Consider the following 21,095-nt stretch of genomic DNA (forward strand, 5'->3'; position numbering starts at 1 on the left):
GCGATTCTACGCAAAAACCCCTCGCCAGGCAAGCAAATACCTGATGAAACGAGGGATTTTTCCGGTAATGGTTAAAAAGGTGTCTGATTCGCGCCCGTTGACTCAGGCAACGTCAAAGCCGGCCGCGCGCACAGCATCGGCCAGACGGGCCGGTGCCAGTTCAGCAGCCAGCTCAACCGTCACCCGGCCGCTGGGCAGATCCACCGCGACCGCCTCGACGCCGTCCAGCGCCTTGAGCGCCTTTTCCACGCTGGCGGCACAACCGCCGCAACTCATTCCCTGCACCTGCAAGACTTGCTGGCTCATGGCCCGCTCCTATCTGATTTTCTTCACCACATCCAGCAGCTCGGCCGCCATCTCCTGCGCCGAGGCCGTACCGAACGAACGTGCCACACAACCCTGCACATGGTTTTCCAGCAATTGCATCGCCACCGCATCCAGCGCCGATTTCACCGCCGCCACCTGGGTCAGCACATCCACACAATAACGATCATCGGCGATCATGCCGCTGATCCCACGCACCTGACCTTCGATGCGGGCCAGACGCTGCAACAGCCGGGTCTTGTCCGGTTGCACCACCGACTTGTCCGCGCCGGTCGAGCAACCACAGTCGTGCGTGGCTTCACTCATGTTTACCCCTCGGCCGCCAGCACACGCTGGCGACGGCTCTCGGCCAGCACCATACCGGCCGACACCGATACATTCAGACTTTCCACCGTACCGAACATCGGAATCGAGACCAGCACATCGCAATGTTCGCGCGTCAGACGGCGCATGCCCTCGCCCTCGGCGCCCATCACCCAGGCCAGCGGACCACGCTGATCGAAATGGAACAGATCGGTATCGGCTTCCATGGTGGTGCCAGCGATCCACACGCCGGCATCCTTCAGATCACGCAGCGTGCGCGCCAGATTGGTCACCATGATGTAGGGCATGGTTTCGGCCGCGCCGCAGGCGACCTTCGACACCGTGGCATTGATGCTGGCGGCGCGATCTTTCGGCGCAATCACCGCATGGGCGCCCATGGCGTCCGCCACCCGCAGGCAGGCACCCAGATTATGCGGATCGGTCACGCCATCCAGGATCAGCAACAGCGGCGGCTCCTGCAGACTGTCGAGCACATCCTCGACACTGACAAACTGGTGGCTGGCATCAATCCAGGCAGCGACCCCCTGATGACGGGCATTGCCGGTCAGGCTGTCCAGCCGGGTCTTGTCCACCACATGCAGCTTGACCCCTTCCGACTGCGCCCGCTCGGACACCGCGCGCGCGCGCTCATCCTGACGGCCGCCGGCCAGATAGATCTCGATCAGACTCTTGGGGTTTTGCCACAGACGGGCATTCACGGCATGAAACCCGTGTATCAGGCGCTTGTTGCTCATTATTTACTCATATGAAGATTCGCGGCTATTTAACCGCGCAGCGCCGGGGAATGCAACCGCAATGCCCGACAGAGCCCACGATCTCAGCGCGCCGGCTGCACGATCTCCTCATCCGCGGCCAGCCAGGCAACAAAATGCTCGGCGGGCATCGGCTTGCCGAAGTAATACCCTTGCAGCGTATCGCAACCAATATTCTGCAGGAAATTGGCCTGCCCCTCGTGTTCCACCCCTTCCGCCACCACCGCAAAGCCGAGCTTGCGTGCCATCGCCAGCACCGCCTCGGTAATCGCCGCACTATCCCCATCCTGCGGCAGACCATCAATAAAGGAGCGGTCAATTTTCAGCGAGTCCAGCGGGAAGCGCTTCAGAATCGACAAGGACGAGTAGCCGGTCCCGAAATCATCAATCGCCAGCTTCACCCCCAGATGCTTGAGCTCATTGAGAATCCGCACCGTCTCGACCGGATTCTGCATAATCATGCTCTCGGTGATCTCCAGCTCCAGCCGGTGCGGCGCCAGATCGGTCTGCTGCAGCGCCTCGGCCACCAGACCGATCAGATTGGCCTGCTCAAACTGGCGAGCCGACAGGTTGACCGCCACACGCGGCACCGACAAACCCTCGCGATCCCAGGCGGTCAGCTGGCGACAGGCATGCCGCAGCACCCAGGCGCCGATCGGCTTGATCAGACCGGTTTCCTCCGCCAGCGGAATGAAGCGCCCCGGCGCCACCAGTCCCAGCTGCGGGTGACGCCAGCGCAGCAGCACCTCGACCCCGACCAGCTCGCGGCGCTTGGCATCGACCTGCGGCTGGAAATGCAGCTCGAACTCATCGCGCTCCAGCGCCAGCCGCAGACTGTTCTCCATCACCAGCCGTTCCACGGTCTGGGCATTCATCTCGGCATCGAAGAACTCATAGGTATTCTTGCCGGAGTCCTTGGCGCGATACATCGCGGCATCGGCATTTTTCAGCAGGGTACGTGCATCGGCACCGTCATTGGGATACACACTGACACCGATACTGCCGGTGACATACACCTCGTGCTCCTCCAGACGCAGCGGCTTGGCCAGCACCCCCAGCACCTGCTCGGCAATCGCCGACAGATCTGCCTGGCCCTCGAAATCCGATACCAGCAGGGTAAACTCATCGCCCCCCAGCCGCGCCAGCATGCCGCGATCACCGATCGCATTGGCCAGACGAATGGCAATGACACGCAGCAGCTCATCCCCCGACTGGTGACCAAACGAGTCATTGATCAGCTTGAAGCGATCCAGATCGATGAAAATCACCGCCAGCTTGCCCTCGCCCTCCACCATCGACAGCAGACGATCTTCCAGCGCCGAGATCAGGCAACTGCGGTTGGGCAGACGGGTCAGCGGATCGTGATTGGCCAGGAAGTGCATGCGCTCCTGCGCCTGCTTGCGCACCGTGATATCGGCAAACAGGCCGACATAGTTCACCACCATGCCCTGCGCATCCAACACCACCGACAGCGACAGCTCGGCGGGATACCACTCGCCATTCTTGCGCCGGTCGAGCATCTCGCCACGCCAGTAGCCCTGGCTGCTGAGCGCGCTCATCATCTGCGCATAGTTATCACGCTGCTCATCACTGAAGACCCGCGAGACCTTGCCGAGCGCTTCCTCGCGCTGATAGCCGGTAATGCGGGTAAAGGCACGGTTCACCGCAATGATGCGCAGCTCGGCATCACAGATCAGAATGCCTTCGGCCGAGGTCTCGAATACCTTGGCGGTCAGCTGCTGATTGGCATCGGCGGCGATGCGGTCCGAGATATCCAGTGCAAAACCAATGCTGGCCTGACGGCCGTTATAGTCGAACAGGCGGCTGTGCACCTCGACATCCAGCAGGCTGCCATCGCGGCGCACGATGCGGGTGGTGTAATGCATGATCGGCAACTGCTGGTCAAAGCGCAGACGGACCTGCTCGCGGATGCGCGACAGCTCCTCTGCCGGCAGGATGTCCTCCAGGCGGCAACCATGCAGCGACTCGCTGCTGCCGCCGAGCATTTCGGCGAGCTTGTCATTGAGATAGACCAGACGGTCATCCTGGAAAATGAAAATCCCCGCCAGCGACTGCTCAATCAGTGCGCCATACTTCTGCTCGGCTTCCTGAACCGCCTGCTGCTGCTTGCGTGATTCGGTGATGTCGGTCACCACCGAACCAATCCCGGCCGGCAGGCCCTGGGCATCAAACAAGGGGAACTTGGACACCAGCAGATAGTAATTGCGGCCCGCCACCTCGACATCGTATTCAAACTGCCGCGGTTCCAGGCAACGCAGTACCATCTCGTCCTGCGCGCGAATCTTGCTGGCCATCTCGACCGGAAACAGTTCACTCGGCCGTTTGCCGATCATGTCGATCGGCGCCAGACCGACATGGGCGGCGTAGGCACGATTGACCATGGCATAGCAACCATCCGGCCCCTTGAAGGCCATCAGGTTTGGACTATTGTTGACCAGGGCTTCAACCCGCGCCTGAAACTCGCCCAGGCTGCGCTCATGCCGACGCTGCACTGCCACCACGGCCGCCACCACCAGCCCCATGATCTCGGCCGACAACAGCACCAGCCCATCGGCGACGGCACCATACGTCGTGCCGCCGAGATTGAACCCCGTCAGCAGCACCATCACCATCACGCAGACCAGCGCGACGCCACGCCAGGTCAGGCGATAGGCAGCCACCACGATCACCGGCAGGAACAACAGGGCACTGGGAAACAGCAAGAGATGGCGTCCCGGATACAGCGCCAGACCAATCCCGAGCGTCAGCAGGCCATACAGCAGCAGCTCCACCAGGCGACGACGCTCCGGCGCTTCGTCGCTCATCGCCGGCGGTACCAGCGCACACAGGCACAGACTGGCGCAGCCCCACACCATGCCGCCCCAGGCCAGCAGATGCAGCGACACGTCAAACAGCAGGGAAAGCAGGGACAGCGACAGCGCCAGCAACAGCGCCGGATAGAAAATCAGCCGCAGTACCAGGCGTAGCAGACTGGCCGGACTGTCGAGCGACTCGCGCTCCGTGGTCAGCCCCAGCAGCGACAGAGCGGCAGCCAGCCCATACAAAGAGAGCGACAGACAGGCGGCCCAGCCAGGCGGAGAAAAAGGCAGCATGGCCAGGAAAGCACACAGCGGCCACCACAGCACCGGTGCCGCGCGACGCGCACGCACCACGCTGGCGGCAAAAAAAGCGTGCGGCAGAAAGGAGGCCAGTGAAATGGCAGCCAGCGGCGCCCGGGGCCAAAAGGCCAGGGCGGCAAGAAAGCAGAGGAAGGCCCCTGCATCGGACAGTCTTTTGGCATTCACGCCCGCAGATTCCCTCATTGTCTCCCGAGCGGCCGGTCAACCGGTCTTTCCTGCCGGGAACCTTTCTGAAACAGCCATCGGGCTGCTGGTATAATACCGTGAGCGCCATGAATGTGAAGCAATTTATGTTGGACAAATACCCCGAAATTCCTTCCCCAGGACAGAAACATCGCCTCGGCACCTTGCCGGAAGGCGTGGATGCCGCGTGGCTGGCCGGCCTGGCCCGCCAGGCAGAACGTCCGCTGCTGATCCTGACCGCCGATGCCCAGTCCGCACAGCGACTGCAGGCGGAAATCCCTTTTTTTGATCCGGCATTGCGCGTGGCGCTGTTTCCCGACTGGGAAACCCTGCCCTACGATCATTTCTCGCCGCACAGCGACCTGATCAGCGAACGCCTGGCCACCCTCTGGCAGATCCGCCATGGCGAGTGCGATGTGGTGCTGGCACCGCTGTCGACCGTGATGACCCGGCTGCCGCCGGTGTCCTTTCTGCTCGGCCGCACCTTCTTCCTCCAGACCGGCCAGACCCTCGACGTCGAGGCACTGCGCGCCGATCTGGTCACTGCCGGTTACAACCACGTCACCCAGGTCATGGTGCCGGGCGAGTTCTCCCTGCGCGGCGGCCTGATCGACCTGTTTCCGATGGGCTCGGTGCTGCCCTACCGCATTGACTTGTTCGATCGCGACATCGAGACCCTGCGCACCTTCGACCCGGACAGCCAGCGCACCCTCTACCCGGTGCCGGAAGTCCGCATGTTGCCGGCACGCGAGTATCCGGCCGACGAAGACGGCGTCACCCGTTTCCGCCAGCACTACCGTGAAAAAATCGAAGGCGACCCGTCGAGAAGCCGCATCTACCGCGACGTCTCGCAGCAACTCTTTCCGGCGGGCATTGAATACTATCTGCCGCTGTTCTTCGACGAGACCGCCACCCTGTTCGACTACCTCGGCGACAACGCCCTGGTGGTGCTGCACCACGTTGACGTGGCGGAGGCCGAGCAATTCTGGCGCGATGTCGACAGCCGTTACCTGATGGCGCGCAGCGACAGCGAACGCCCGGTACTGCCGCCGGCCGAACTGTTCCTGCGCCCCGACGACCTGATGCGCCGCCTGAAAGACTTCGCGCGCTACGAGCTGCCGCGCGACGGCGAAGCGACGGCCGGCATCCAGTCGCTGCCCGCCCTGGCGGTCGATCGCCGTGCCGAACAGCCGCTGCACCGTCTGCAGGCCTTCCTGCAGCAACAGCCCGGTCGCGTGCTGCTGATTGCCGAAAGCATGGGGCGACGCGAAACCATGCTGCAGTTTCTGGCGGAAAATGGCCTCAAGCCGCAAACCACCGACAACTGGCAAGGTTTCCTCGGCGGCCAGGCGCCGCTGATGCTGACGGTCTCGCCGCTGTATCGTGGCTTCTGCCTGCGTGAACCGGCCATCGCCGTCATCACCGAAACCGAGCTCTATCAGCATATCGCGCGCAGCCAGACCCGGCGCGCGCGCAGCAAACCCCAGTCAGACGCCATGCTGCGCGACCTGGCGGAGATCAAGATCGGTGACCCGGTGGTGCATGAGCAGCATGGCATCGGCCGCTACATGGGTCTGGTTTCCATGGATCTGGGCGAAGGCACCAGCGAAATGATGCAGCTCGAGTACGCCGACAACGCCAAACTGTATGTGCCGGTGTCTCAGCTACAGCTGATCTCGCGCTATGCCGGCAGTGCCAGCGACAACGCCCCGCTGCACCGGCTGGGCGCTCCGGCCTGGGAAAAGGCCAAACGCAAGGCCGCGGAGAAGGCGCGCGACACCGCGGCCGAACTGCTCAATCTGTACGCCCAGCGTGCGGCACGCGAAGGCCACAGCTTCTCGCTGGCCCACCACGATTACGACGCCTTTGCCGCCGGCTTCGGCTTCGAAGAAACCCCGGATCAGGCCAGCGCCATCCAGGCGGTCATTGAGGATATGTGCTCCGGCAAGCCGATGGACCGGCTGGTCTGCGGCGATGTCGGCTTTGGCAAGACCGAAGTGGCGCTGCGCGCCGCCTTCGTGGCCGTCATGGGCGGCAAGCAGGTGGCCGTGCTGGTGCCGACCACCCTGCTGGCCGAGCAACACTTCCAGAATTTCAGCGACCGCTTTGCCGACTGGCCGGTGAAGATTGCCGAACTGTCCCGCTTCCGTTCGGCCAAGGAGAGCAAGGCCGCACTGGAGGGTCTGAAAACCGGCGCCGTCGACATCGTCATCGGCACCCACAAGCTGGTGCAGCCGGATATCGAATTCAAAAACCTCGGTCTGGTGATCATCGACGAAGAGCACCGTTTCGGCGTACGGCAGAAAGAGCAGCTCAAGCGCCTGCGCGCCAATGTTGACGTGCTGACCCTGACCGCCACCCCGATTCCGCGCACGCTGTCGATGGCGCTGGAAGGCCTGCGCGACTTCTCCGCCATCGCCACCGCCCCGTCGCGCCGTCTGGCGGTCAAGACCTTCGTCTCGCCACTGTCCAATGGCGTGATCCGCGAAGCCATGCTGCGCGAACTCAAGCGCGGCGGTCAGGTGTTCTTCCTGCACAACGAAGTCGACACCATCGAGAACATGCACCAGAAGCTGGCCGAGCTGATTCCGGAAGCGCGCATCGGCGTGGCGCACGGCCAGCTGCGCGAACGCGAGCTGGAGCAGGTAATGCGCGACTTCCTGCAGCAGCGTTTCAACGTGCTGCTGTGCTCGACCATCATCGAAACCGGCATCGACATCCCCAATGCCAACACCATCCTGATCAACCGTGCCGACAAGTTCGGCCTGGCCCAGCTGCACCAGCTGCGTGGCCGGGTCGGCCGCTCGCATCACCAGGCCTACGCCTATCTGCTGACCCCGGATGGCATGACCAAAGACGCCGCCAAGCGGCTGGAAGCCATCCAGATGTCGGGCGAACTCGGCGCCGGCTTCTATCTGGCCATGCATGATCTGGAAATCCGCGGGGCTGGCGAAGTACTGGGCGAAGGGCAATCGGGTGAAATGCAGGAGGTCGGCTTTGCGCTTTACACCGAAATGCTCAAGCAGGCGGTGCGCGACCTGAAGAAGGGCCGTCAGCCCGATCTGGATGCCCCGCTGGGCGTGACCACCGAGATCAATCTGCATGGCCCGGCTCTGCTGCCGGAAGACTACTGTCCGGACGTGCACGAACGGCTGGTGCTGTACAAGCGGCTGGCCACGTGCGAAACCGACAGCGAGATCGACGCCATTCACGAAGAGCTGGTCGACCGCTTCGGCCTGCCGCCGCAGCCGGTCAAGACACTGATCGACAGCCACCGCCTGCGGCTGGCCGCCAAACAGCTGGGGGTGCAGAAAGTGGATGCCAGCGACAGCGCCATCCAGCTGACCTTCATCGCCAACCCGCCGATCGAGCCGATGAAGATCATCAGCCTGATCCAGAGCAAGCGAAACTACAAACTGGCCGGCCAGGACAAGCTGCGCGTCGAGGTCGGCATCGAGGACGTGGCCCTGCGCGTGGTACGGGTCAAGGAGCTGTTCAAGGAGTTGAGCTGACCAAACCACGCCCTGCCAGGACGGCAGGGCGTGGTGGTTTCAGCACGAGACGACAAGCTTAGGACCGTGAAATAGCGCGGTTAATTTGCAAGGCCACGTTGGTTTTGGCCAGCAAATTGCTGCTGCTACCGCTGTTGATGAACTGGGGACGCGGAATGATGCGCACATAGAGACCATCGGCTTGCAAGGCCACGTTGGTTCTGGCCCGCAACTTGCTGCCGGCACTGCCAGCATCCGTCTGGCTTGCCGCATCCGTCTGGCTTGCCGCATCCGTCTGGCTTGCCGCATCCGTCTGGCCAGCTTGACGGCCCCCCTGGCCCAGCAGACGTCGGAAATCTCTGACCGACGCCGACTTCATGCCTGCGGTATCGGCTCCCTTGCCATTCAAAAATTTTACCGCTCGCTGCTGAGACTCACGGGAGCAGAACATATTGGAACCCCCGTACGAAAACTTCCCCGATTCGTTCACCAACACGGTGGAGCTACCCTGCAAGTTCTCCATGCGGCTCAGAATCACTTTAGGAGACGACTCGGTCGTCAGACGCGCACGACCCATGGCACTGGCAAATAAACTCATAATTTCAACCTCCAGATAACGTAGATAACAGCGGCTTTAAAAGTCAGCGGCCAGGCAGGATCGGCGGCCCCCGGCGTTCACCCGCCGAGCCAGGTCCACTGGCCGGTGCCGTCAACTGCAGCCACAGCGCCGCCGCCTCGGCCAGCAGCCCGTCAAACGCCTCCAGCAGTTGTGGCAAGGTCGAACCACTGAGCGGCAAGCGCAGCCACATCGTCAGGCGATCCTGCTCGTCCAGCGCCAGCACCGGCTGCCAGCGTCGGGGACCAATCTGATTAGCCTGCAGCAGGCGGCGCCACACGGCCTCCGACGCAGCCGGCAGCGCTGCGCTCAGATCCACCAGCACAAAGCAATGCTCGCGATCGATATGACCAAAATGCAGTGTGTAGCGCTGATCCACATCCAGCGTCAGCATCTCCTGCCCTTCCACAAAACCCGATCCTGGCATGCCGATATGCTTCAGCAGTTCACCCACCACCCGATGGAAATTGTCCAGATCCTGCATCTCCCGCCTCTTTAGTTGCCACTGACTTGCCTGGCATCGTGCCACCGGGCTCGACAGCGAGCTTTGGCAAACGTCCCGTCTTTAGCAAAAGTTGCCCCAGGCAGCGGTGGGAGACCCAAAAACTGACAGTGGAGACTGAAGGCACCGGCCGATAACAGCCAAAACACGGCAAGGGAAGATTCAATTGCAGCCAGTCATGACTAAGCTGCACGCCCTTTTGTAGCGCGTTTCCCATTCATGACTGCAAGGAGTTCCTGTCAGATGCACGTGTTTTCTCCCAGACACAACAGAATGTGCGCCCTCACCCTGCTCTGCCTGCCGGCATTGGGCTGGAGCCATGCCATGCCGACGGCCATCGCCGAAGACCAGACCTGGCGTTTGTGGCCGGATGGCGTGGTGTATTACGAATTGATCGAGCAGGCCTCACACAGTGATCCGGCCCAGAGCGAGACACGGCGCCCGCTGGATGCGGCCGCACGGCAGGTTTTGTTGGAGGCGATGCAACACATTCGTCAGCGCACGGCAGAGGCCGTGGTGTTCGTGCCCTCCACCGATCATCCGCAGCGCGTCCGGATGTCACTGATGCCCGACCACCCGGATCAGCATCTTTGCGGCATCGCCAGTGTGGGCTATCACAGCCATGCCACGCTGCAGCTGACCGATCGAAGCGATTGCAAAACACGTGCCGTTGCGCTGCATGAGCTGATGCATACGCTGGGTTTCCTGCATGAAAACCAGCGCTTTCAGGCCATCATGGATCACGAGCGGCGCCCTTGGGCACGAGGCTTTTATGCCGATACCCGCGAGCAGGTCGATCATGACTCGATCACCTACAACGATGGCGTGCAGGGAGAACGACTGGACCAGCAACGTCAACCGCACGACATCCTGCTGGTGAGACTGCGCCACGGCAGCGACGCCACGGGACGATGGTTTCAGGAGCTGTCGACTCAGGATGTGGCCAGCATCCGCCAGTACTATCGTCCCGAGCAGACACTGGCCGGCCAATTGGCACGGGCCGCACGCGAGCGACCGGATCTGACATTTCAACGTTTGTCGATCGAGCAGGGACAATGTCTGCAAACAGGCGCCATTCCAGGCAACCAGACCGTTGGGCAGCACCGCTGGCGCGAGCTGTTCGTGGCACGCTGCGATGAACTGTCACCCGGGCAACGCTGGGCCTTCGACCGCCACGGTGCCCTGCACAGCCTGCCTTATCCTGATCACTGTGTGATGCGGCTGGCGGAAACGGCGCACGATGCGCGCGCCGGCAGCCATGCCGCGCTGGTACGTCGCCGCCCGGGAGAACCGGCCCAGCAGTGGCAGCAGCGCTCAGGTCAACTGGTCTCGCAGGCGCAGCCACATTTGAGCCTGCAATTTGATCCACAGCGACGCAATGTACTGGTCTGGGGGCAGGACGAGCGACTCAGGTCGCAGTGGCAAGCGCTGGCAGTGACGACGCCGGGAGCCAGACCGGTGGTGGCGGCCCAAGCCGCCGCCTTCGACCCCTGGCAATTCACGCTGAACCGCCAGCCGCACCTTGGCGAATCGGTTCTGCGCCTGCGTCAGGGGGAGTACTGCCTCGGCAGCGCTGCCGGTGCGACATCTACGACGATCCCGCTGAGCATGCAACGCTGCGACACTCGTCGCAGCCTGCAGTGGCAACTGATCCGGGGGCGTCTTGGTAACGTCGCGCATCCTGGCTGGTGCCTGGACAGCAGCGGAGAACCGGCCAGACCGAGCGCCATGCCGGTTCTGCAGCCTTGTCGCGAGGGCCGACGACCACAGCGCTGGACCATACAGAGCATCACAGGCAGTGCGCAGCAGGTCCTCAGCACCAGCTTCAATGCCCTGCTGAGCGAGGACCTGCACCTGCTGGCCACCTCGCCAGACAGACAGCTGTTTTTTGTCCGCCCGCGCGCGCCGGGTCTGCGCAGCGGCTGGCAAATCGAGCCCTTCGGTCAGCAGCCCGCACCGGCACCACGTGCAACAGAGCCCGGCACCACACCGCACTCCCTGCCTGACGCCGCCGGACGGATGATTCCTCTGCTTGGCGGTGCCAGTGCGCGACAAACGGCCAAGCAGTGCCTGCAAATTCTGGCGGGACGCCCGCCCGGTTTTGACCCGCAGGAACGCGGGGTCGGCATCGCAGACTGTGACCCGGGCAAGCCGCTCCAGCGCTGGTCATTACTCGATAACGGTCAGTTGCGCAGCCCTGCCCTGCCCGGGCTGTGTCTGGGCAGAAACCGTGCCCGGCTTGGCCAGGAACGACACCACAGCTACCTGCAACGAGGGTTTCGCCTGACCGGTTACGCCGCCATGCAGCCCTGCCAGGATCAGGCGCCGGATCAGCAATGGCACTGGCGCACCCCGCGCTACGGGCATCTGGGTGGTGGAGAGGCCGGTGCGCAACTGACCCTGCGCGACAGTCCTGATTTGTCGCTGATCGTCGATGGCAAGGCGCAGGGGCCGCAGCTGCGGATTGGACAGGCGGATGTGGCAGACCTGTTTCAATTTTACCGCTGGCAACCGACCCGGGCCCCGATCGCCATGCCCAATGCCCTGGGCGGGATACGGGCACTGGAATGGGCCTCTCCCGGGCAACGCTGGGGACAGGATGCGCCGGGATACCGCGGACAAGGGTTCAATATGGCTGGCGCCCGACCATTCAGGCCATTGCGCTGGCATGACAGTCAGCAGTGTCTGAGCGTGCGGGCCGAGGGCGTCTGGCGTGTGGTGCTGGCCACCTGCCAGCCCGGGGCCAGTGAGCAACGCTGGCGCATTGACGGACAATACCGGCTGATCAATGAGCGCCATGCGCAGCAATGCCTGCTGCGTCAGGGTAATCAGGTCCTGCTGGGTGACTGCCGGGATAAGCAGGCCCTGCGGCACTGGTTCCATAACGACAGTCATCAGCTGGACAGCCTGGACCAGGCGCCGTTGCGCTTGCGTCGCAGTGCACAAGGCGAGGTCGTGCTGGACCCGCAGGGTTACTCGGGATTTGCCGCGCGCTGGTACTGGCAAGACAGCACGCGCTAACGTCGCTGGCCGATGAGCACCCCCAGCAGCACCAGGGCACAAGCCAGCATCTGCGGCAGGCTGAGGGTCTCTCCCAGGACAATCCAGGCACTGAGCACGGTCATGACCGGGATCAGGTTGTTGAAGGAGGCGGCGACCGTCACGGGCACCCGGGTCACCGCCCAGATATGCAGGCCATAGGCACCCAGGGTCACCCCGGCGCCCAGATAGAGGATCAGCAGGCAGGCGCCGAGCGGGTAATGCTGCGGCAGCTGCACGCCGGGCAACAACATGCCGGCGCCGAACCACAGACAGCCCATCAGGGCGGGCATGCCGGTCATGACCAGCGGCGAGTAGCGGTCCGACAGTTTTTTGACAATCAGTACGAAGGCCGCCGAGCAGCACATGGCGGCCAGCTCCAGCAGGTTGCCCAGCCAGGGGTCGGGCGCATGTTCGTCCGGATGGCTGCCCAGCGTCAGCCAGATGATGCCGGCACAGGACAGACACAAGCCCAGCCATTTGTGCAAAGACACTTTCTCGCGCAGGAACAGCATGGCGCCCAGGGCCACCAGAAACGGCATGGCGCTGGTGATCATGCCGGCCTGGGAGGCACTGGTGTACTGCAGCGCCCGCGCTTCGAACAGGAAATACAGACAGGGTTCGATCAGCCCCATGGCCAGCAGCCACTTCCAGTCCCCCGCCCGGTAGTCGAAACGCACGCCGCCGCGCCACCAGACCAGCAGGCCCAGACACAGCGAGGCCACCAGCATGCGGGCAAACAGCACCACCATGGGATCAAAGACAGCAAACACCAGCTTGAGCACGACAAAGGTACTCGACCACAGGAACATGGCGGTCAGAATGGCAACATACGGCACGGCAATCCCTAATTCATATTTGATTATTTTGTCTGCATATTGTCGCCTGCCAGGCCGCCTGCTGTCGAATGAGACAACTCGGAAAATTGCCCCCCATGGCGCGCGGCCTGCGACAAACAAAGAAAAACCGCCCGGAGGCGGTTTGTCCTTGCCAGGCCAAAGGCCTTACTGATTCAGTTCCTTGGCCAGGTAGAGCCAGGTTTCTACCACGGTGTCCGGGTTGAGCGAGACCGTTTCGATCCCCTCTTCCACCAGCCACTTGGCGAAATCCGGATGGTCCGACGGGCCCTGGCCGCAAATACCGATGTATTTGTCCAGCTTGCGGCAAGCCGAGATCGCCATCGACAGCATGGCCTTCACCGCTTCGTTACGCTCGTCGAAGGTCGAGGCGATCGGGCCGCCGGAGTCGCGGTCCACCCCCAGGGTCAGCTGGGTCATGTCATTGGAGCCGATGGAGAAGCCATCGAAATGCTGCAGGAACTTCTCGGCCAGAACGGCATTGGTCGGCAGCTCGCACATCATGATCAGGCGCAGGCCATTTTCACCGCGCTTCAGGCCATTGTGGGCCAGCAGCTCGACCACCTTCTCGGCTTCCGCCAGGGTACGCACGAAGGGGATCATGACCTCGACGTTAGTCAGGCCCATCTCGTCGCGTACCTTCTTCATGGCACGGCATTCGAGGTCGAAGCAGTCGCGGAAGGATTCGGACACATAACGCGCCGCGCCGCGGAAACCGATCATCGGGTTTTCTTCGTGCGGTTCGTAGGCCTGGCCGCCGATCAGGTTGGCGTACTCGTTGGACTTGAAGTCCGACATGCGCACGATGACCTTTTTCGGATAGAAGGCAGCGGCCAGCGTGGCGATGCCTTCGGCCAGCTTGTCGACATAGAAGTCGACCGGGCTGGCGTAGCCGGCGATGCGTTCGCGGATCACGGCCTTCAGCTCATCCGATTGCTGGTCGAATGCAAGCAGTGCCTTGGGGTGGATGCCGATCTGACGGTTGATGACGAACTCCAGACGAGCCAGACCCACGCCTTCGTTCGGCAGCTGGGCAAAGTCAAAGGCCAGTTCCGGGTTGCCGACGTTCATCATGATCTTGACCGGGCTCTTGGGCATCTTGTCCAGCGCCAGATCGATCACCTCGATGTCCAGCAGGCCATCGTAGATGTTGCCGGTATCGCCTTCCGAGCAGGACACGGTCACCTGCATGCCGTCCGACAGCACATCGGTGGCATCGCCGCAGCCGACAACGGCCGGAATGCCCAGTTCGCGTGCAATGATGGCCGCGTGGCAGGTACGGCCGCCACGGTTGGTGACGATGGCCGCAGCACGCTTCATGACCGGTTCCCAGTCCGGGTCGGTCATGTCGGTCACCAGCACGTCGCCCGGCTTGACGCGATCCATTTCGGCTGCGCTCTTGATCAGGCGCACCACGCCCTGGCCGACCTTCTGGCCGATGGCACGGCCTTCACACAGGATCTTCGACTTGTTCTTCAGGCGGTAGCGGCGCAGGGTCTCGACACGGTTTTCCTGCGACTTCACGGTTTCCGGACGAGCCTGCAGGATGTACAGCTTGCCGTCGATCCCGTCACGGCCCCACTCGATGTCCATCGGGCGACCGTAGTGTTTTTCGATGATCAGGGCATAGTGCGCCAGCTCGCTGACTTCGGCATCGCTGATGGAGAAGCTCAGACGGTCCTTGTCTTCCACGTCGACGGTACGCACCGAACGGCCAGCCTGCGAGGCGTCGGTAAACTCCATCTTGATCAGCTTGGAGCCGCGGTTCTTGCGCAGGATGGCCGGACGACCTGCCTTGAGGGTCGGCTTGTGCACATAGAATTCGTCCGGGTTCACAGCACCCTGGACCACGGTTTCGCCCAGGCCATAGGAGGCGGTGATGAACACCACGTCTTCGAAGCCGGATTCAGTGTCGATGGTGAACATCACACCGGCGGCGCCACAGTCCGAGCGCACCATGCGCTGGATGCCGGCCGACAGGGCGACCACGTCGTGGGCAAAGCCCTTGTGCACGCGGTAGGAAATGGCGCGGTCATTGTACAAAGAGGCGAACACATGCTTGATCGCCTCTTTGACATTGTCCAGCCCGCGGATATTCAGGAAGGTTTCCTGCTGACCGGCGAATGACGCGTCCGGCAGGTCTTCGGCGGTCGCGGAGGAACGGACGGCGACCGAGATGTCGCTGTTGCCGGCATCGGCGACCATTTTGTCCCAGGCAGTCTTGATGTCTTGCTCAAGCTTGGCCGGGAAGGGGGTATCGATGATCCACTGGCGAATTTCCTTGCCGACACGCGCCAGTTCGGTCACGTCTTCGATATCCAGCTTGGCCAGCGCCTGATTGATGCGGTCTGCCAGGCCGTTGTGCTGCAGGAAATCACGGTAGGCTTCGGCGGTGGTTGCAAAACCGCCCGGAACACGGACGCCGGAATGGGCCAGCTGACTGATCATTTCCCCCAGGGAGGCGTTCTTGCCGCCCACCTGCTCGACATCGGTCATCCGCAGATGCTCGAACCAGATCACGTAATTCTCTGCCATCACTTCATTTCCTGTTTTGGATTGGAACGGTAGAAGCCGAGATTCTATCCGAATAACCCTGGCTTTGCGTAGTGCATTTTGCATCGCACAATCCTGATATACCGGGCTTTCTGGCGCATTTCCGACAATTCCACCTGCATAATGTTGACGTAAAAATATCTTCACATAAAGTTAATGTAGTCTTCAAACTACAAGGGGCGCGGGTTCACCCCTGAGAAAACCTGCATGACAACCCGAGCGTCATGACAACAACGCGGTATACTTGAATTCCGGATTTATCGTGCAAACAGGTGCATCCATGCCACACCAACGTTCCGCCTTTTTCATTTCCGACCGTACCGGCATCACGGCCGAGTCGCTGGGGCAGACGCTGCTGACCCAGTTCGACACGCTGGAATTCCATCGCGAGACGGTTCCGTTCATCGACACCGTGGAGAAGGCGCAGGCGCTGGCAGCACGTATCCGCGAGCGGGCGCAGATCGATCATCACAAGCCACTGGTGTTCACCAGTATCGTCAACCCGGAGATCCGCCGGGTGCTGAAGATCGACAATGCGCTGGTGATCGACTTCTTCGAGACCTTCATCAGCGAGCTGGAAGCCGAACTCGGTCAGAACGCCTCGCTCACCATGGGCAAGGCGCACGGCATGGTGAGCGAAGAGAAGTACGACCACCGTATTGAAGCGGTGAACTTCTCGCTCAACCATGACGACGGCGTCAAACTGAAGGATCTGGCCGAGGCCGACGTGATCCTGGTTGGCGTATCGCGCTCGGGCAAAACCCCGACCTGTCTGTACCTTGCCCTGCAGTACGGCATCAAGGCCGCCAACTATCCGCTGACACCGGAAGACCTGGACACCACCTCGCTGCCGAAGATCCTGCTGCCCTATCGCAGCAAGCTGTTCGGACTGACCATCGACCCTGCCCGGCTGCACCATATCCGCTCCGAACGGCGCCCGGATTCGCGCTACGCCAGCCTGGACAACTGCCGCTTTGAGGTCAACGAGGCCGAATCGATGTTCCGCCAGCATGCCGTGCCCTTCATCAGCACCACGCACAAATCCATCGAGGAAATTGCCTCTACCATCATGCACAAGGCCACGCTAGAGAGACATTTCTGAAAACATTGGGTCCCTTGACGGAAAGCGGGCAACGTGGTCTGATAGCCCGCATGACGAATTCAAGCACACGCCTCTCCAACTGGTGGTGGCGCCACAACTAGGCGCCCGGGAGAGTCGTACCCCAAACACCCGGAGGCAGCCGGCCAGGCGACCCCGGGTTTTTTGTTTCCGGGCTTCACCGGCCGCCTCCAGAAATCTGAAAACGGAGATTGCGGATGGAAACACAGGAAAACAAACCGGTTACGGCCTCGGACATTATTCTGACCGGTGACCGGACCACTGGCCCGCTGCACCTGGGCCACTATGTCGGCTCGCTGAAAAACCGTGTGGTGTTGCAGGAGGTCTGCCCGCAGTTCCTGCTGCTGGCCGATGCCCAGGCCCTGACCGACAACATGGGCAATTACGTCAAGGTGCGCGACAACGTGCTGCAGGTGGCGCTGGACTATCTGGCTGCCGGCATCGATCCGGCCAAGAGCACCATCTTCATCCAGAGCCTGGTGCCGGAACTGTCCGAGTTGTCTTCCTACTACCTCAACCTGGTGACCGTGGCACGGCTGGAACGCAACCCGACCATCAAGGACGAGATCAAGCTGCGCGGTTTCGAGCGCGACATCCCTGCCGGCTTCCTCACCTATCCGGCAGCGCAAGCGGCCGACATCACCGCCTTCAAGGCCACCGTGGTGCCGGTTGGTGCCGACCAGATCCCGATGATCGAACAGACCAATGAAATCGTACGTCGCTTCAACAACAGCGTGAATGACGAGATCCTGGTCGAATGCCGTGCCCTGGTGCCGGAAAACGGTGCACGTCTGCCGGGTATCGACGGCAAGGCCAAAATGTCCAAGTCGCTGGGCAATGCCCTGCCGCTGTCGGCCTCGGAAGACGAAATCCGCCAGGCCGTGAAGATGATGTTCACCGACCCGAATCACCTGCGCGTGGCCGACCCGGGTCAGGTGGAGGGCAATGTGGTCTTCACCTACCTGGATGTGTTCGATCCGGATACCGCTGCGGTGGAAGAGCTGAAAGCGCATTACCGCCGTGGCGGCCTGGGCGATATGGTGATCAAGCGTCGTCTGGAGGAAATCCTGCAGGCCCTGCTGGCGCCGATCCGTGCTCGCCGCGAAGAGTTCGCCCGTGATCCGGCGCAGGTCATGGCCATGCTGAAGGAAGGCACCAACAAGGCGCGCGAAGCGGCAGGCCGCACCCTGTCTGAAGTCAAGGGCGCCATGGGCATCAACTACTTCTGAGCCTGCCTGCACGATCCCCGGCCGGAGCACCGCGCGTGCTCCGGCTTTTTTTGCGCCTTACTCAGGCGCGCGACACTTCGGCATAGCGTGCATCGTCAAACTCCCCCTCGCTTTTGGCCACCAGCACCGCCGCCAGCGCATCACCCGAGATATTGGTCGAGGTATTGATCATGTCGATGATGCGGTCAACGGCCGCGACGATGGCAATCACCTCCAGCGGCAGGCCCACGCTGCTGAGCACCAGACTCATGACCACCAGACCGGTTCCCGGCACACCGGCCGCGCCCATGGCGCCCAGCGTGGTGGTGAGTACCACCATCAGTTTCTGTAGCAGAGACAGCTCGACCCCGGCTGCATTGGCGGCAAAGATCGCCACCGCCCCGAGATAGGTGGCCAGCCCGTTCATGTTGATGGTGGAGCCCAGCGGCAGAACGAAGGCCGAAATGGTCTGGCGCACGCCGAGCCGGTTGGCGGTATCCAGCGTCATCGGCAACGCGGCGTTGGAGCTGCAGGTGGAAAAGGCGAACAACTGCACTGGCAGCATCTTGTTCATGAAGGGCAGCGGGTTGAGGCCGGCCAGGCGCAACAGACCGCCATAGACCACGGTCAGCACCAGCAGGCAGGACAGATAGAGCGTGCCGACCAGCGATGCCAGCTGACTGAGCATACCCAGGCCGTTATTGGCTGTCACCCAGGCCATGAGGGCGAACACCCCGAGCGGGGCAAGGCGCAGCAGCATGCTGATCAGGCGAAAGATCACCTGGTTGAGGGCATCGAAGAAATGCGTCACCGGCCGGGCCGCCTCGCCGCAGAGATTGATCGCAAGACCGAACAGCAGGGAAAACAGCATCACCGGCAGGACCTGGCCCTGTGCCATGGCCTGCACCGGGTTGGTCGGCATCAGGCTGGACCAGTCCATCGCCATGTCCTGTACCACCGACTGGTGCGCATAGTGCAAACCCTTGCCGATCGCGAAGGTCTCGGCCAGCACCATCGACAGGATGGCCGAGAGCATCATGGTCAGGGCATAGATCAGCAGGGTCTTGACGGCGATGCGACGCATGCGCGACAGATCGTTGAGCGCGGTGACCGCACAGACCAGCGAGACGAAGATCACCGGCATGACCATCATGCGGATCAGGGCGACAAACAGATCACCGAGCGGCTTGAGCCATTGAGCCTGCTGGCCGAGCAGCAGACCGGCGAGCACGCCGGACACCATCGACAGCAGAATCACCAGCCAGGGCGGAAGTGATTTTCGAGCAAAAATTGCCACGTGTTTTCCCATATCGAGTTCAGAAAAACGCCCAGTCTCGACTGCGAATTTTTACACGTCAAATCGATGATTATTAAATGTTTTTTTGGATATTATTTTGGCATCAGGCGTCCAGCCGAATCCGCAGGCCATCGTAGCCAACTTCGACACCGGGCGGGCATTGTGCCTGCAAGGCGTGATACTCCAGCTCGTGGGTCATGTGGATCAGCACGGTACGCTCGGCCCCGATGCGACTTGCCCATTCGAAGGACTCGGCGACCGACAGGTGCGAGTGATAGGGCGTCTGGCGCAGGCAGTCCAGGAATAACAGCCGCACGCCCTGCAAGCTGTCCATCGTGGCCTCGGGAATGTTCGACAGGTCGGTCAGCCATGCCATGTCGCCAATACGCCAGCCCAGGCAGGGCCAGGCGCCATGCTCCAGCGGCAGCGGGGTCAGACGCACCCCGCCGTGCTCGAAGGGCTGGGTCACCACCACCGGCTCCAGCACCGGCTTGTCCCAGTGCGCCGAGGGGGCCTGCAGCGCGTAGCCGAAACGCTGGCGGATGTTGTCCAGGGTAAAGGCATTGCCGTACAGGGTCAGCGCGCCCTTGCGGCGATAGCAGAAGGCGCGCAGGTCATCGATGCCATTGAGGTGGTCGGCATGCGGGTGGGTGTAGAGTACGGCATCCAGCCAGTCGATGCCGTGCGCCAGGGCCTGGGTCCGCAGGTCGGGGCCGGTATCGATCAGGAAGGTCTGCCCGCCGGCGCGTACCGCCAGGCTGGCACGACGACGCTGATTGCGCGGATCGGTCGAGCGGCAGGTCTCACAGCCACAGCCGATCGCCGGGGTCCCCGAACTGGAGCCGCAGCCCAGCACGATCGCTTCGACAGACTGACTCATGGCGTGACCTCTGCGACCTGGACGCCGGTCTTGGCAAACAGGCGGAAAAAGTTCTCGCTGGTCGCCCGCGCCAGCGTCTCGTACGGCACCCCGCGCAGTGCGGCGATGAACTCGGCCACATGGCGCACATAGGCCGGCTGGTTTTGCTTGCCACGGTGCGGCACCGGGGCCAGGTAAGGGGAGTCGGTTTCCACCAGCAAGCGGTCAAGCGGCACCTTGCTGGCCACTTCCTGCACCTGGGCGGCATTTTTGAAGGTGACGATCCCGGAAATCGAGATATACATGCCCAGATCCAGGGCACGCCGGGCACTGGCCCAGTCTTCGGTAAAGCAGTGCATCACGCCGCCGCACTCGCCGGCCTGCTCTTCTTCGAGCAGACGCAGGGTATCGGCCACCGACTCGCGGGTGTGCACGACCAGCGGCAGACCGCAGGCACGTGCCGCGCGAATGTGGGTACGAAAACGTTCATGCTGCCAGCCGAGGTCCCCCTTGCACCAGTAATAGTCCAGACCGGTTTCGCCGATGCCGACGACCCGCGGATGGCTGGCCAGCTGGATCAGTTGCTCGCAGGACGGCTCGACCGCCTCCGGATTGTCCGGATGGACGCCGACCGTGGCCCACAGATTGTCGTGCTGTTCCGCCAGGGCCAGCACCGAAGGGAAATCGGGCAGGGTCACACCGATCACCAGCGCATGACTGACCTGCTGGTCGCGCATGGCGTCCAGCACCTCGGGCAGGCGATTGGCGAGATCGGGGAAATTCAGGTGGCAGTGCGAATCAACCAGCATGGGGCATCCTTCAGTGAGCGG

At 62.3% G+C, this 21,095-nt stretch carries 15 protein-coding genes; 4 read left to right on the forward strand and 11 right to left on the reverse strand.

The window, feature by feature from the left end; genetic code table 11:
* Positions 1-102: 102 nt before the first annotated feature.
* From JNO51_RS13185 to JNO51_RS13200, 4 genes are all read right to left on the reverse strand, one after another.
* Positions 103-306: a heavy-metal-associated domain-containing protein gene (locus tag JNO51_RS13185; protein WP_215777983.1), complete on the reverse strand. Its 204-nt coding sequence runs from the start codon at positions 304-306 to the stop codon at positions 103-105.
* Positions 307-315: 9 nt separating this feature from the next.
* On the reverse strand, positions 316-630 hold the full coding sequence (locus JNO51_RS13190; protein WP_215777986.1) for a metal-sensitive transcriptional regulator: 315 nt from the start codon (positions 628-630) through the stop codon (positions 316-318).
* 2 nt (positions 631-632) lie between these two features.
* Positions 633-1,382: a 23S rRNA (guanosine(2251)-2'-O)-methyltransferase RlmB gene (gene rlmB, locus JNO51_RS13195; RefSeq protein WP_215777988.1), complete on the reverse strand. Its 750-nt coding sequence runs from the start codon at positions 1,380-1,382 to the stop codon at positions 633-635.
* A gap of 83 nt (positions 1,383-1,465) precedes the next feature.
* A complete protein-coding gene (locus tag JNO51_RS13200) occupies positions 1,466-4,705 on the reverse strand; it encodes an EAL domain-containing protein (protein WP_252346087.1) in 3,240 nt (1,079 codons plus the stop codon).
* Positions 4,706-4,830: 125 nt separating this feature from the next.
* On the opposite strand from JNO51_RS13200, the gene mfd reads away from it, so the two are divergent.
* Positions 4,831-8,235, forward strand: a complete 3,405-nt coding sequence (gene mfd / locus JNO51_RS13205) for a transcription-repair coupling factor (RefSeq protein ID WP_215777990.1) — start codon at positions 4,831-4,833, stop codon at positions 8,233-8,235.
* Between the two features lie 58 nt (positions 8,236-8,293).
* On the opposite strand, the gene JNO51_RS13210 is transcribed toward mfd, so the two are convergent.
* Positions 8,294-8,812, reverse strand: a complete 519-nt coding sequence (locus JNO51_RS13210) for a hypothetical protein (RefSeq protein ID WP_215777992.1) — start codon at positions 8,810-8,812, stop codon at positions 8,294-8,296.
* Between the two features lie 43 nt (positions 8,813-8,855).
* Complete coding sequence (locus tag JNO51_RS13215; RefSeq protein WP_215777995.1) at positions 8,856-9,314, reverse strand: CesT family type III secretion system chaperone; 459 nt, start codon at positions 9,312-9,314, stop codon at positions 8,856-8,858.
* A gap of 291 nt (positions 9,315-9,605) precedes the next feature.
* Between JNO51_RS13215 and JNO51_RS13220 the strand changes: the two genes are divergently transcribed.
* Positions 9,606-12,353 carry a ricin-type beta-trefoil lectin domain protein gene (locus JNO51_RS13220; RefSeq protein ID WP_215777997.1) on the forward strand — a complete coding sequence of 916 codons (2,748 nt, stop codon included), beginning with the start codon at positions 9,606-9,608 and terminating at the stop codon, positions 12,351-12,353.
* Here JNO51_RS13220 and JNO51_RS13225 read toward each other — a convergent pair.
* A complete protein-coding gene (locus JNO51_RS13225) occupies positions 12,350-13,210 on the reverse strand; it encodes a DMT family transporter (RefSeq protein WP_215777999.1) in 861 nt (286 codons plus the stop codon). The two genes, JNO51_RS13220 and JNO51_RS13225, sit on opposite strands and share 4 nt — an antisense overlap.
* Before the next feature lie 165 nt (positions 13,211-13,375).
* A complete protein-coding gene (gene ppsA, locus JNO51_RS13230) occupies positions 13,376-15,763 on the reverse strand; it encodes a phosphoenolpyruvate synthase (RefSeq protein ID WP_215778001.1) in 2,388 nt (795 codons plus the stop codon).
* 298 nt (positions 15,764-16,061) lie between these two features.
* Here ppsA and JNO51_RS13235 point away from each other — a divergent pair, with 298 nt between their 5' ends.
* Positions 16,062-16,883 carry a pyruvate, water dikinase regulatory protein gene (locus JNO51_RS13235; RefSeq protein ID WP_215778003.1) on the forward strand — a complete coding sequence of 274 codons (822 nt, stop codon included), beginning with the start codon at positions 16,062-16,064 and terminating at the stop codon, positions 16,881-16,883.
* A gap of 215 nt (positions 16,884-17,098) precedes the next feature.
* Positions 17,099-18,130, forward strand: a complete 1,032-nt coding sequence (gene trpS, locus JNO51_RS13240; RefSeq protein WP_215778006.1) for a tryptophan--tRNA ligase — start codon at positions 17,099-17,101, stop codon at positions 18,128-18,130.
* 61 nt (positions 18,131-18,191) lie between these two features.
* Here the strand turns inward: trpS and JNO51_RS13245 are convergent, their stop codons facing one another.
* The 3 genes from JNO51_RS13245 to JNO51_RS13255 form a co-directional block, all read right to left on the reverse strand.
* Complete coding sequence (locus tag JNO51_RS13245) at positions 18,192-19,406, reverse strand: dicarboxylate/amino acid:cation symporter (protein ID WP_252346088.1); 1,215 nt, start codon at positions 19,404-19,406, stop codon at positions 18,192-18,194.
* A gap of 103 nt (positions 19,407-19,509) precedes the next feature.
* Positions 19,510-20,286, reverse strand: a complete 777-nt coding sequence (locus JNO51_RS13250; protein ID WP_215778011.1) for an MBL fold metallo-hydrolase — start codon at positions 20,284-20,286, stop codon at positions 19,510-19,512.
* Positions 20,283-21,074, reverse strand: a complete 792-nt coding sequence (locus tag JNO51_RS13255; RefSeq protein ID WP_215778014.1) for a TatD family hydrolase — start codon at positions 21,072-21,074, stop codon at positions 20,283-20,285. Before JNO51_RS13255 ends, JNO51_RS13250 begins: the two co-directional genes overlap by 4 nt.
* Positions 21,075-21,095: the final 21 nt, after the last annotated feature.

The sequence above is a fragment of the Paludibacterium sp. B53371 genome (genome assembly GCF_018802765.1).
GTDB lineage: Bacteria > Pseudomonadota > Gammaproteobacteria > Burkholderiales > Chromobacteriaceae > Paludibacterium.